This is a genomic window from Streptomyces sp. URMC 124 (assembly GCF_051386455.1).
Lineage (GTDB): Bacteria > Actinomycetota > Actinomycetes > Streptomycetales > Streptomycetaceae > Streptomyces.
The window spans coordinates 60,238-73,656 of the sequence record NZ_JBPQTS010000011.1 but is presented as its reverse complement, the minus strand read 5'-3'; the positions used below and the strand labels follow the sequence as shown (position 1 = coordinate 73,656).

Genomic DNA, 13,419 nt, shown 5'->3' with positions numbered 1-13,419 from the left:
GGAAGACCGGTAACGGTTGGAGCTGACTGGTACTAATAGGCCGAGGGCTTGTCCTCAGTTGCTCGCGTCCACTGTGTAGGTTCTGAAGTAACGACCTGTGTCCATGCCGGGTTGGTTAACTTCATAGTGTTTCGGTGGTCATAGCGTTAGGGAAACGCCCGGTTACATTCCGAACCCGGAAGCTAAGCCTTTCAGCGCCGATGGTACTGCATGGGGGACCGTGTGGGAGAGTAGGACGCCGCCGAACAATTTTTAGAGAAAGCTCCGGTAGCTGAACTTCTGTTCAGCTACCGGAGCTTTTTTATTTGTGCCCCGTTCACGTCCCGTGGAAATCCTCCCCTCATGGGGACAGCAGAGACGCTCACGGCAGCGGGCATCGGTGCAGGCGACGAGGTCGTCGTGCCGTCGTACGCGACGGCGGACGCGGCCGAGACGGTCCGGCGGGCCGGAGCGGTGCCCGTGTTCGCCGACATCGACCCGGAGAGCCTCTGCCTGGACCCCGCGTCCGTCGCCGCGACCCTCACCCTCCGGGCCGCCGCAGTGATGCCCGTTCACCTCTTCGGCCGCCGCGCCGATCTGGCCGGCCTGCGTGCCGTTGCCGACCGGCGGGGACTGCTCCTGGTCGAGTACGAACAGCCAGCTGACGAGAACGCCAGGCAGAGGTGGGCCAACGCGGCCTACCTGAACGCCAGGCTGCGGGGCGTCGTAACGCCCGCCGTACCCCCGGGCATTGAGCACAGCTACCGCTCCTACGTGGTGCGCGTTCCCGGCAACGGCCGTCCCGACCGCGACGCCTTCGCCCGGGCGCTGCGGGCGCGCGGCGTACGGTGCCACGTGCCCGTACAGACGCCCGTGCACCGACTTCCCTCCTACCGGCGGGACTTGTGGCTGGCCGAAACCGAGCGGGCCGCCGGCCAATGCTTGGCGCTGCCCGTCGACGCCAGCGCCGGCGAGCGGGAGCTGCACCGGGTCGTGGCCGCGTGCAACGCGCTCGGCGGGCTGGTGCCCGAAGCCGCCTGAGTCACGTGGTCAAAAGGGCGTACGAACATGGGGTATGCTTTATCTCGTTGCTGGCCCCAATAGCTCAGTCGGCAGAGCGTCTCCATGGTAAGGAGAAGGTCAACGGTTCGATTCCGTTTTGGGGCTCCACAGAAAAGGCCCCCGCCAATTGGCGGGGGCCTTTTTCGTACCCCATGCCTCAGGACAGTTCCGGCACCCGCATCGCCAGAATGGCCATGTCGTCGGACGCCGGCTCCGCGGCGAAGCGCTCGACCGCACGGAGCACCCGGGCGGCCACGGCCCCGGCCGTCAGCCCCGTACAGGTCGTCAGCAGGTCGGTGAGGCCGTCGTCGCCCAGCATGCGGGCGCCCTCGCGGCGCTCGGTGACGCCGTCCGTGACGCACAGCAGGACGTCGCCCGGGTCGAGGGTGACCGTCTGCTCGTACAGCTCCAGGTCCTCCATGACGCCCAGCAGCGGCTGCGGGTCGGCCGCGGCCTCGACCGTGCCGTCCTGGCGCAGGCGCAGCGGCAGGGGGTGGCCCGCGCAGACCACCTTGAGGATCGCGCTGCCGTCCTCCTGCGGCCACAGCTCGCCGTACAGGAGCGTCAGGAAGCGGCTGCGTGCGCCCTCGTCGAGGATGGCGGCGTTGAGCCGCTCCAGGACGGCAGGGCCGCCGTAGCCCTCGCGGGCGAGCAGGCGCAGGGCGTGCCGGGCGAGGCCGGTCACCGCTGCGGCCTCGGGGCCCGTGCCGCACACGTCGCCGATGGCGAAGCCGTAGGCGCCGTCACGGATGGGGAAGAGGTCGTAGAAGTCGCCCCCGACCTCGTTGCCCTCGCCCGCGGCGCGGTAGATGACGTCGACCTCGACGCCGGGGACGTGCAGCAGCTCCGGCGGGAGGAGACTGCGCTGGAGGGACTGGCTGATGGCGGTGCGCTCGCTGTAGAGGCGGGCGTTGTCCAGGGCCAGCGCCGCCCGGCGGGAGAGGTCCTCGGCGAGCTCCAGGATCTCCTGGCGGAAGTGATCGTCGGTGGGCTTGCCGAGGGTGAGCATGCCGATGACGCGGTTGCGGGCGACGAGCGGCAGGACGACCGTCTCTCCGCCGACCGCGGCCGCCGTGGCGAGGGAGGTGCTGGGGGCGGCCGCGTGGCGGTCGGATTCGGCGATGCCGAGGGTGCGCAGGGAGCCGCGCAGCGCGGCGGCGTGGGCGGCCTCGGAGGGGGCGGACCAGATGCGCGCGCCGGGCGTGGGGACCGGGTCCGGCGGGGCGAGCCGGCCGAGGAGGGTCTTCAGGCCGTCGATGCGGTCCTCGTCCTCGTGCAGCACGTAGGACAGCTCGGGTTCGGATGCGGGGTCGGCCACGGTATAGACGGCGCACCACGTGGCGAGGGTGGGCACCGTCATCTGTGCCATGAGGGCGAGGGTCTGATCGCGGTCCAGGGTGCCTGCAAGGAGGTCGGAGGCCTCCACGAGGAAGGACAGGGAGCCGCGGCGCAGGCGTTCGAGCTCGTTGAGGCGGGCGCGCTCGACGGCCAGTGCGATGCGGTCGGCGGCGAACTGCAGGCGGAGGGCCTCTTCGTTGCTGTAGCGCCCGGGGGCCTCGGCGGCGACGCCCAGCGAGCCGGTGAGGCGGCCCTCGACCTTGAGGGGGACGGTGACGACGGAGCGCATGCCGGTGTCGTTGAGGAGGGGCACGGCGCCGGGGAGAACGGCGAGGTCCTCGTGGACGGCGGGCATGCGGGCGGAGCCGTAGCGGCCGGTGCCGGCCTCGACGGGGACGCGGGCGAAGCGCTGGCGGGCGGAGGGCAGGCCGGTGGAGGCGCGCACCTCCAGCTCGGTCTCGTCGTCGGTGGCCAGCAGGAGGTAGGCGGCGTCTCCGTCGAGCATGTCGCGGGCGCGCTCGACCGTGCGCTGCAGGAGGCCGTCGAGGTCGTCCGGGGCGGGGGAGCCGATGAAGACCTCGAAGGGGTCCGTGGCGGTGCCCCGCTCCGTGGTGGCGCTGTCGGGCGCGGGGGAGCGCTGCAGGCTCTGCAGGACGGCGCGCTCCTCCTCGCGCACCAGCAGGCAGACGGTGGAGGGGGCGCCTTCGTTGTCGCGGACGCGGAGGTGGGAGGCGTAGACGGGAGTGATGCGGCCGTCGGCGCCCCTTATGCCGTAGGACCCCTCCCAGCGGGACAGGCGCAAGGCCTCGGCGATGCCGGTGGAGGTGCCGGGGGTGTGCGGCCAGGCGGCGAAGTCGGTGAGCGGCTTGCCGAGGACCTGGTCGGCCGCGTAGCCGAAGAGGGAGTCCGCGTCGTCGTTCCAGGCGGTGATGCCGCCGGTGCGGTCGAGCTGGACGACGGCCACGCGGACGCGGGCGTCGGCGACCGGCAGGGCCTCGGTGGGCAGGGCGGGACCGGCGGAGCGGGTGCCGGCGGGGCGGTCGGGCAGGTCGAGCTGGAACCACACCTGCTTGTGGGTGGGGGTGTACTCCACGCCCCAGCGGGTGGCCAGGGCGGCGCACAGCAGCAGGCCGCGGCCCCCCTCGCGGTCGACGCCGCCGATGCGGCGGGCGGCGCTCTGCAGGGGCACCTCGCGCTCGGGATAGCGGTCGGCGACCTCGACGCGCACGCCGGTGGCGGTGCGCATGCACAGGACGTCGGCGGCGGTGCCGGCGTGGACGACGGCGTTGGTGACGAGCTCGCTGGTCAGGACGACGGCGTCGTCGATGATGTCGGGGTGGCCCCAGCCCTGGAGGGTGTCCCGGACGAAGGCGCGGGCGGAGGCGACCGAGCGTCCGACCGGCTCGAAGGTGGCGGCAGCCCGCGCGGTGATCACAGGTCTCCTCGTGTAGGTCTCGGCGATCTGCTCACCCATGTCGCAGCGCCCCTCCATTGCCCTGGCCGGATGCCAGGTTACTTACCTTCACCGCACAGCCGGAGGCCGGTGTGAACGGATTCCACCTTGGGAGTGCCCGCGGACCGTGTGCGATGCTGCCGAACTGTTATGGCCTGGCCGGGCCGGGGTGAAACACTGGGAAAGATTGAAGTGGAAGCCCGACGAGGATGATCGACCCTGCGGGAGGGACACGGTGGAGTCTGGCGCGGAGGCGCGGGGCGTGAGCACGCGCGCGAAGGGCGGACGGTCCCGGGCCAATGGGACGACGGAAGTCGACACGGCGGCCTTGACCAGGCTGCTGACGGCCCTGTCCGCCATGCGCGACGGAAACTTCCGGAAGCGCCTGACGGTCTCCGGCGACGGGGTGATGGCCGAGATCGCCGCGGTCTTCAACGAGGTCGCGGACCGCAATCTGCAGCTCACCGGGGAGCTGGCCCGGGTGCGCCGGGTCGTGGGCCGTGAGGGCAAGCTCACGGAGCGGCTGGAGGTGGGGGCCTGCGAGGGCGTCTGGGCCGCCGCGATCGACGCGTCGAACGCCCTGGTGGACGACCTGGTCCGGCCGGTGTCCGAGGTGGGGCGGGTGCTGTCGGCGGTGGCCGAGGGCGACCTGGAGCAGCGGATGGACCTGCGCTCGCAGGGGGCGGACGGGTCGGCGCATCCGCTGCGGGGCGAGTTCCTCAAGGTGGGGCGCACGGTCAACGGCCTCGTGGACCAGCTGTCGGCGTTCACCGACGAGGTGACGCGGGTGGCCAGCGAGGTCGGCACCGAAGGCAAGCTGGGCGGCCAGGCCCGGGTGCGCGGTATGTCGGGTTCGTGGAAGGACCTGACGGATTCCGTCAACACGATGGCGTCCAGGCTCACCGCCCAGGTGCGTGACATCGCTCTCGTCACGACGGCCGTCGCCAAGGGCGACCTCTCCCGCAAGGTCACGGTGCACGTGGCCGGCGAGATGCTGGAGCTGAAGAACACCGTCAACACGATGGTCGACCAGCTGTCCTCCTTCGCCTCCGAGGTCACGCGCGTGGCGCGCGAGGTGGGCACGGAGGGCGAGCTGGGCGGCCAGGCGCAGGTGCCCGGCGTAGCGGGTGTCTGGAAGGACCTGACGGACTCCGTCAACCTGATGGCCGGCAATCTGACCGCGCAGGTGCGGGGCATCGCGCAGGTGACGACGGCGGTCGCCAACGGCGACCTGTCGCAGAAGGTGACGGTCAGCGCGCGGGGCGAGATCGCCCAGCTGGCCGAGACGATCAACCAGATGACGGAGACCCTGCGCACCTTCGCCGACGAGGTGACGCGCGTGGCCAGCGAGGTCGGCGCGGAGGGCCGGCTCGGCGGCCAGGCACAGGTGCCGGGTGCGGCGGGGACGTGGAAGGACCTCACCGATTCGGTGAACACCGCGTTCCGTAACGTCACGACGCAGGTGCGGGACATCGCCCAGGTGACGACGGCCGTGGCCAACGGCGACCTGGGCCAGAAGGTGACCGTCGACGTCTCCGGCGAGATGCTGGAGCTGAAGAACACGGTCAACACGATGGTGGACCAGCTGTCCTCCTTCGGTGCCGAAGTCACGCGCGTGGCACGGGAGATCGGCGTCGAGGGCGAGCTGGGCGGCCAGGCCGCTGTGCCGGGCGCGGCGGGCACGTGGAAGGACCTCACCGACTCGGTGAACACCGCCTTCCGCAACCTCACGGGGCAGGTGCGCAACATCGCCCAGGTGACCACCGCGGTCGCCAACGGAGACCTCTCGCAGAAGGTGACCGTCGACGTCTCCGGCGAGATGCTGCAGCTGAAGAACACCGTGAACACGATGGTCGACCAGCTGTCCTCGTTCGCCGACCAGGTCACGCGCATGGCGCGCGACGTCGGCACGGAGGGCCGGCTGGGCGGTCAGGCCCGGGTGGACGGCGTCAGCGGCACCTGGAAGGAGCTGACCGACTCCGTCAACTTCATGGCGGGCAACCTCACCTCTCAGGTGCGGCAGATCGCCCAGGTGACCACGGCTGTGGCGCGCGGCGACCTGTCCCAGAAGATCGACGTGGACGCGCGCGGCGAGATCCTGGAGCTGAAGAACACCATCAACACGATGGTCGACCAGCTCTCCGCCTTCGCGGAGCAGGTGACCCGGGTGGCCCGCGAGGTGGGCACGGACGGCAGGCTGGGCGGCCAGGCTCAGGTGCCGGGCGTGGCCGGCGTGTGGCGCGACCTCACGGACTCCGTCAACGGCATGGCGGGCAACCTGACGGCGCAGGTGCGCAACATCGCGCAGGTGGCGACGGCGGTCGCGCGCGGCGACCTCTCGCAGAAGATCGATGTGGACGCCCGGGGCGAGATCCTGGAGCTGAAGAACACCCTCAACACGATGGTGGACCAGCTGTCGTCGTTCGCCGACCAGGTCACGCGGGTGGCCCGGGAGGTGGGCACCGAGGGCATCCTGGGCGGCCAGGCCGAGGTGCAGGGCGTCTCCGGCACCTGGAAGGACCTGACGCAGTCGGTCAACTTCATGGCCAACAACCTCACTTCGCAGGTGCGCAACATCGCCGAGGTGACGACGGCGGTCGCCAAGGGCGACCTGTCGAAGAAGATCACCGTCGACGCGAAGGGCGAGATCCTCGAACTGGTCACCACCGTCAACACGATGGTGGACCAGCTCTCGGACTTCGCGGAGCAGGTGACGAGGGTGGCCCGCGAGGTGGGCACCGAGGGCCAGCTGGGCGGTCAGGCGCGGGTGCGGGACGTCACCGGCATCTGGAAGGACCTCAGCGACAACGTCAACCTGATGGCCAACAACCTCACCAGCCAGGTCCGTAACATCTCGCAGGTCGCGGCGGCGGTCGCCAACGGCGACCTGACCAAGAAGGTGACGGTCGAGGCGCGCGGCGAGGTCGCGCAGCTGGCCGACACCGTCAACACCATGGTGACGACGCTGTCGTCCTTCGCGGACGAGGTCACGCGCGTGGCGCGCGAGGTGGGCACGGACGGCATCCTGGGCGGCCAGGCGCGCGTGCCGGGTGTCAGCGGCACCTGGAAGGACCTCACGGAGTCCGTGAACGCCATGGCCTCCAATCTGACGGGCCAGGTGCGCAACATCGCGATGGTCACCACGGCCATCGCCCAGGGCGATCTCACCAAGAAGATCGACATCGATGCCCGCGGCGAGATCCTCCAGCTGAAGACGACCATCAACACGATGGTCGACCAGCTGTCGTCCTTCGCCGAGCAGGTCACGCGCGTGGCCCGCGAGGTGGGTACGGAGGGCCAGCTGGGCGGCCAGGCGCGGGTGCGGGACGTGGACGGCACCTGGCGCGACCTGACCGAGTCGGTCAACGAGATGGCCGGGAACCTGACCCGCCAGGTGCGGGCCATCGCCGAGGTCGCCACCGCGGTGACCCGCGGCGACCTCAACCTCAAGATCGACGTGGATGCGGCCGGCGAGATCCTGGAGCTCCAGGACAACATCAACACGATGATCGCCAACCTGCGCGAGACCACCCTGGCCAACAAGGAGCAGGACTGGCTCAAGGGCAACGTCGCCCGGATCTCCGGCCTCCTGCAGGGCCGGCGGGACCTGGACGACGTCGCCGGGCTGATCATGAGCGAGCTGACCCCCGTGGTCTCCGCGCAGCACGGCGCGTTCTTCCTGGCCATGCCGACGGGCGCGCCGGGCGGCCAGGGCGCCGAGGACGAGCACGACGCGTACGAGCTGCGGATGCTCGGCTCGTACGGCTACTCGATGGGCTCCATGCCCACCTCCTTCCGGCCGGGCGAGACGCTGATCGGAACCGCCGCGAAGGAGAAGCGGACCATCCTGGTGGAGAACGTCCCGCCGGGCTACCTGAAGATCGCCTCCGGTCTGGGCGAGGCGCCTCCGGCGCACGTCATCGTGCTGCCGGTGCTCTTCGAGGGCCAGGTGCTCGGTGTGATCGAGCTGGCCTCGTTCCAGCCCTTCGCGCAGATCCAGAAGGACTTCCTCAACCAGATCGCCGAGATGATCGGCACCAGCGTCAACACGATCAGCGTCAACACCAAGACGGAGATCCTGCTCAAGCAGTCGCAGGAGCTGACCGAGCAGCTGCGCGAGCGGTCGGCGGAGCTGGAGAACCGGCAGAAGGCGCTGGAGATCTCCAACGCGGAGCTGGAGGAGAAGTCCGAGCGGCTGGCGCGGCAGAACCGCGACATCGAGGTGAAGAACACCGAGATCGAGGAGGCCCGGCAGGTGCTGGAGGAGCGGGCCGAGCAGCTCGCCGTCTCGATGCGCTACAAGTCCGAGTTCCTCGCCAACATGTCGCACGAGCTGCGCACGCCGCTCAACTCGCTGCTCATCCTCGCGAAGCTGCTGGCCGACAACGCGGACGGCAACCTCTCGCCCAAGCAGGTGGAGTTCGCCGAGACCATCCACGGGGCGGGCTCGGACCTGCTGCAGCTGATCAACGACATCCTGGACCTGTCCAAGGTCGAGGCGGGCAAGATGGACGTCAGCCCGACGCGCATCGCGCTCGTCCAGCTCGTGGACTACGTGGAGGCCACGTTCCGGCCGCTGACAGCAGAGAAGGGGCTCGACTTCTCCGTGCGGGTCTCACCCGAGCTGCCGGCCACGCTGCACACCGACGAGCAGCGGCTGCTGCAGGTGCTGCGCAACCTCCTGTCGAACGCCGTGAAGTTCACCGACACGGGCGCGGTGGAGCTGGTCATCCGACCCGCCGGCGGGGACGTCCCGGACACCATCCGCGAGCAGCTCCTGGAGGCGGGCTCGCTGCGCGACCCGGACGGCGAGGTGATCGCCTTCTCGGTCACCGACACCGGCATCGGCATCGCGGCCAGCAAGATGCGCGTGATCTTCGAGGCGTTCAAGCAGGCCGACGGGACGACCAGCCGCAAGTACGGCGGCACCGGCCTCGGACTGTCGATCAGCCGCGAGATCGCCCGGCTGCTCGGCGGCGAGATCCACGCCGCGAGCGAGCCCGGCCGCGGCTCCACCTTCACCCTCTACCTTCCGCTCAACGCCGGAGAGCTGCCGCCCCAGGGCTACCCGCAGCTCGCACCGGGCAGCCGGCCCGAGCCCGGCAGCGAGCAGGGCGGCGGCGTCGAGGACGTCACGGCCGTCGAGGCGGGTCTGCCCGTCGCCGGGGCGGACGAGCCCGTGCGCGGGGCGGCCGGGCTCCTCCTGCGGCGCCAGCGGGCCGCGCAGGCCGCCGGGCAGTGGCCCGCTCCGGTCGCGCCGGGGCCCCAGCCGCCGGCCGCCCCCCAGGGTGAGCCTTGGCCTGCGGAGCTCCATGGTGACGCAGAGCAACCGACGGCCAACGACTTCGGCTCGGGCTTCGGCGGGGGCTTCCACGGCGAGAAGGTGCTGATCGTCGACGACGACATCCGCAACGTGTTCGCCCTCACGAGCGTCCTGGAGCAGCACGGGCTCTCGGTGCTCTACGCGGAGAACGGGCGCGAGGGGATCGAGGTCCTGGAGCAGCACGACGACGTCGTGGTGGTCCTGATGGACATCATGATGCCGGAGATGGACGGCTACGCGACGACGGCCGCCATCCGCAGGATGCCGCAGTTCGCGGGCCTGCCGATCATCGCGCTCACCGCGAAGGCGATGAAGGGCGACCGCGAGAAGAGCATCGACGCGGGGGCGTCGGACTACGTCACCAAGCCGGTCGACACCGACCACCTGCTCACGGTGATGGAGCAGTGGATGCGCGCCGAGTGAGGGGCGGCCGCACGGACGGCCCGGCCCGCGCGGGCGGCCGCTGACCGAGTGTGCGCGAGGACGTGTGGGGACCGGGGATTCGGGGAACCTTCTGGTCCCCCACTACGTTTCTGCTACGTGCACAGTGACATCGCGGTGACAGGGTGTGGCGACCGGCGGGGTGCGGCTACCATGACCGGCACAAGGACGGGCGGCGCAAGGGAGTCGTCCCCTGGGGCGGCGCCCGGTGCACTGCCGGGGCGAGGAGGACGGGCCATGGTGCAGAAGGCCAAGATCCTCCTGGTCGATGACCGGCCGGAAAATCTGCTGGCGCTGGAGGCCATCCTCTCGGCGCTCGATCAGACACTGGTACGGGCATCGTCAGGGGAGGAAGCGCTCAAGGCGCTGCTGACGGACGATTTCGCAGTGATCCTGCTGGACGTCCAGATGCCTGGCATGGATGGATTCGAGACCGCGGCGCACATCAAGCGGCGGGAGCGGACGCGGGACATCCCCATCATCTTCCTGACCGCCATCAACCATGGCCCGCACCACACCTTCCGCGGTTACGCCGCGGGTGCGGTGGACTACATCTCCAAGCCCTTCGACCCGTGGGTGCTGCGCGCCAAGGTCTCGGTCTTCGTCGAGCTGTACATGAAGAACTGCCAGCTGCGCGAGCAGGCTGCCCTGTTGCGGCTGCAGCTGGAGAACGGCCAGTCGGGGCGTACGGGCGCGGCGGCCGCCCAGGAGCCCGCGGGGCTGCTCGCCGAGCTCTCCGCACGGCTCGCCGCCGTCGAGGAGCAGGCCGAGGCGCTCACCAAGCAGCTCGACGAGTCCGCCGATGCCGCGGCCGTCGCCACCGCCGCCCACCTGGAGCGCAAGCTGACCGGCCTGCGGCGCGCGCTGGACGCCCTGGAGCCCGGCGCCGGCAGCGGAGCGAGCCCGCTGCCCGCTCCCAGCTGACCGTTTGACGCCCTGTCACCCTTGCAAAAACAGGCCCGCGACACGAACGGGTGAACGCCGGGGCGCGGGTGTCCCTCGCGCCCGGCAACGGTAATCTCGCCTCCATGGCCTCACGTACGTCCGGCAAGGGTTCCCAGAGCGCGGCGGGCACCTCGAAGCAGCGTGCCGGGCGCTCCGGGGGTACCGCCAAGAAGGCAGCGCCCAGGCCCGCGGGCAGGGCACCCGCCAAGAAGGCGCCGCCCCGCAAAGCGCCCGCCAAGAAGGCCGCGGCCAAACGGGCACCCAAGCGTGCTCCCGCTCCCGCCGGCGGCGTCCGCCGCGTGGGGCGGGGCGTGGCGCACGGCGTGGGCGCGCTGTTCCGCGGCGTCGGCCGCGGCGCGCGGGGCCTCGATCCGGCCCACCGCAAGGACGGCGCGGCGCTGCTGCTCCTGGCCCTCGCCCTCATCGTGGCCGCGGGCACGTGGTCCAGCCTGGAGGGCCCCGTCGGCGATCTGGTGACCATGCTCGTCACCGGCGCCTTCGGCCGGCTCGACCTCGTCGTGCCCATACTCCTCGGGATCATCGCCGTCCGGCTCTTCCGCCACCCCGAGCGCCCCGAGGCCAACGGACGGATCGTCATCGGCCTGTCGGCGCTGGTCGTCGGCGTCCTCGGGCAGGTCCACGTGGCCTGCGGGTCGCCCGGGCGGGGCGACGGTTCGCAGGCCCTGCAGGACGCGGGCGGCCTGATCGGCTGGGCCGCGTCCAAACCCCTGGTCTTCACGGTCGGCGAGGTCCTCGCCGTGCCGCTGCTGGTGCTGCTCACCGTCTTCGGCCTGCTGGTCGTCACCGCCACGCCGGTCAATGCCATCCCGCGCCGCCTGCGGCAGCTGGGGATCCGGCTCGGCCTGATCGAGCCGCTGCCCGGCGAGTACGAGGCGGAGGACGCCGGCGCCTACGCGGACTACGCCGAGGACTGGCGCGAGGAGCCCGCCGCGCGCCCCCGCCGCGCTGCGACGCGACGGGCCGCCGGAGCGCCCGGCCCGGAGCAGGCCGAGGAGGAGGCGCTGAACAAGCGGCGCAAGCAGCGCCGCCCCGCCGGGCAGCCTGTGGAGCCCCCCTCCGGCCGCGAGCCCGACGCGGTCGACATGGCGGCCGCTGCCGCCGCCTCGCTCGACGGCGCCGTGCTGCACGGCGTGCCGCCCACCCCGCTCGTCGCCGGGCTCAGCAGCGGCATCGGGCAGGACACCGGGCAGCCGGGCCCCGTGCCGGGCGCACGGGGCCGCGGTGAGCGTCCCGGCGCCGTGCAGGACCGCACCAAGGACGTCCCCGACCTCACCCGGGGCGTGCCGGACCTCACCAAGCCCGCGCCCGCCCCCGACGCGGCGCCGGGCCTGCCCGCGCGGGCCGAGCAGCTCCAGCTCTCGGGCGACATCACCTACTCGCTGCCCACGCTCGACCTGCTGGAGCGGGGCGGGCCGGGCAAGGCGCGCAGCGCCGCGAACGACGCCATAGTCGCCGCACTGACCACCGTCTTCTCCGAGTTCAAGGTCGACGCCGCCGTCACCGGCTTCACCCGCGGCCCCACGGTCACGCGCTACGAGGTGGAGCTGGGCCCCGCCGTCAAGGTCGAGCGCATCACCGCCCTCGCCAAGAACATCGCCTACGCCGTCGCCAGCCCGGACGTCCGCATCATCTCCCCGATCCCCGGCAAGTCCGCCGTGGGCATCGAGATCCCCAACACCGACCGGGAGATGGTCAACCTCGGCGACGTCCTGCGCCTCGCGGACGCCGCCGGGGACGACCACCCGATGCTCGTCGCGCTCGGCAAGGACGTCGAGGGCGGCTACGTGATGGCCAACCTGACGAAGATGCCGCACATCCTCGTCGCCGGCGCCACCGGCTCCGGCAAGTCCTCGTGCATCAACTGCCTCATCACCTCGCTGATGGTGCGGGCCACGCCCGACGAGGTCCGCATGGTGCTCGTCGACCCCAAGCGCGTGGAGCTGACCGCCTACGAGGGCATCCCGCACCTGATCACCCCGATCATCACCAACCCCAAGCGCGCGGCCGAGGCCCTGCAGTGGGTCGTGCGCGAGATGGACCTGCGCTACGACGACCTGGCGGCCTTCGGCTTCCGGCACATCGACGACTTCAACGCGGCCGTGCGGGCGGGCAAGGTCACTCCTCCGGAGGGCAGCGGACGCGAGCTCTCCCCGTACCCCTATCTGCTGGTGATCGTCGACGAGCTGGCGGACCTGATGATGGTCGCCCCGCGCGACGTCGAGGACTCGATCGTGCGGATCACCCAGCTCGCCCGCGCCGCCGGCATCCACCTCGTGCTGGCCACCCAGCGCCCGTCCGTCGACGTGGTCACCGGCCTGATCAAGGCGAACGTGCCGTCCCGGCTCGCCTTCGCCACCTCCTCGCTGGCCGACAGCCGCGTCATCCTCGACCAGCCGGGCGCCGAGAAGCTGATCGGCAAGGGCGACGGCCTCTTCCTGCCCATGGGGGCGGGCAAGCCGGTCCGCATGCAGGGCGCCTTCGTCACCGAGGCCGAGGTCGCGGCCGTCGTCCAGCACTGCAAGGACCAGATGGCGCCGGTCTTCCGGGACGACGTCACCGTGGGCACGGCCAAGAAGAAGGAGATCGACGAGGACATCGGCGACGACCTGGACCTGCTGTGCCAGGCCGCGGAGCTGGTCGTCTCCACCCAGTTCGGCTCGACCTCGATGCTGCAGCGCAAGCTGCGTGTGGGATTCGCCAAGGCGGGCAGACTCATGGACCTGATGGAGTCGCGGGGCATCGTGGGCCCGAGCGAGGGCTCCAAGGCCCGAGACGTCCTCGTCAAGCCCGACGAGCTGGATGCCGTGCTCGCGGTGATCCGCGGGGACGGCGGTTCCTGACGGCGCCGCAGATTCCT

At 71.2% G+C, this 13,419-nt stretch carries 5 protein-coding genes, 1 tRNA gene and 1 rRNA gene; 6 read left to right on the top strand and 1 reads right to left on the bottom strand.

Annotation, left to right across the window (positions count from 1 at the left end; translation table 11 throughout):
* Window positions 1-130 precede the first annotated feature (130 nt).
* From rrf to ACSNOG_RS04260, 3 genes are all read left to right on the top strand, one after another.
* Window positions 131-247, top strand: a 5S ribosomal RNA gene (rrf, locus tag ACSNOG_RS04270).
* A gap of 95 nt (window positions 248-342) precedes the next feature.
* Window positions 343-1,020: a DegT/DnrJ/EryC1/StrS family aminotransferase gene (locus tag ACSNOG_RS04265; RefSeq protein ID WP_436751158.1), complete on the top strand. Its 678-nt coding sequence runs from the start codon at window positions 343-345 to the stop codon at window positions 1,018-1,020.
* A gap of 53 nt (window positions 1,021-1,073) precedes the next feature.
* Window positions 1,074-1,149, top strand: a tRNA-Thr gene (locus tag ACSNOG_RS04260).
* A gap of 49 nt (window positions 1,150-1,198) precedes the next feature.
* On the opposite strand, the gene ACSNOG_RS04255 is transcribed toward ACSNOG_RS04260, so the two are convergent.
* Window positions 1,199-3,853 carry a SpoIIE family protein phosphatase gene (locus ACSNOG_RS04255; RefSeq protein WP_436751157.1) on the bottom strand — a complete coding sequence of 885 codons (2,655 nt, stop codon included), beginning with the start codon at window positions 3,851-3,853 and terminating at the stop codon, window positions 1,199-1,201.
* A 214-nt stretch (window positions 3,854-4,067) separates the two neighbouring features.
* Between ACSNOG_RS04255 and ACSNOG_RS04250 the strand changes: the two genes are divergently transcribed.
* The 3 genes from ACSNOG_RS04250 to ACSNOG_RS04240 all read left to right on the top strand — a co-directional run bounded on the left by ACSNOG_RS04250 (window position 4,068) and on the right by ACSNOG_RS04240 (window position 13,402).
* Window positions 4,068-9,578 (top strand): HAMP domain-containing protein, encoded by a 5,511-nt coding sequence (locus ACSNOG_RS04250; protein ID WP_436751156.1) that lies wholly within the window; start codon window positions 4,068-4,070, stop codon window positions 9,576-9,578.
* Between the two features lie 255 nt (window positions 9,579-9,833).
* Window positions 9,834-10,520, top strand: coding sequence for a response regulator (locus ACSNOG_RS04245; RefSeq protein ID WP_058047234.1), 687 nt, complete (start codon window positions 9,834-9,836; stop codon window positions 10,518-10,520).
* A 104-nt stretch (window positions 10,521-10,624) separates the two neighbouring features.
* Entirely contained in the window at window positions 10,625-13,402 is a 2,778-nt protein-coding gene (locus ACSNOG_RS04240; RefSeq protein ID WP_436751155.1) for a DNA translocase FtsK, read from the top strand.
* The last annotated feature ends 17 nt before the right edge of the window (window positions 13,403-13,419 follow it).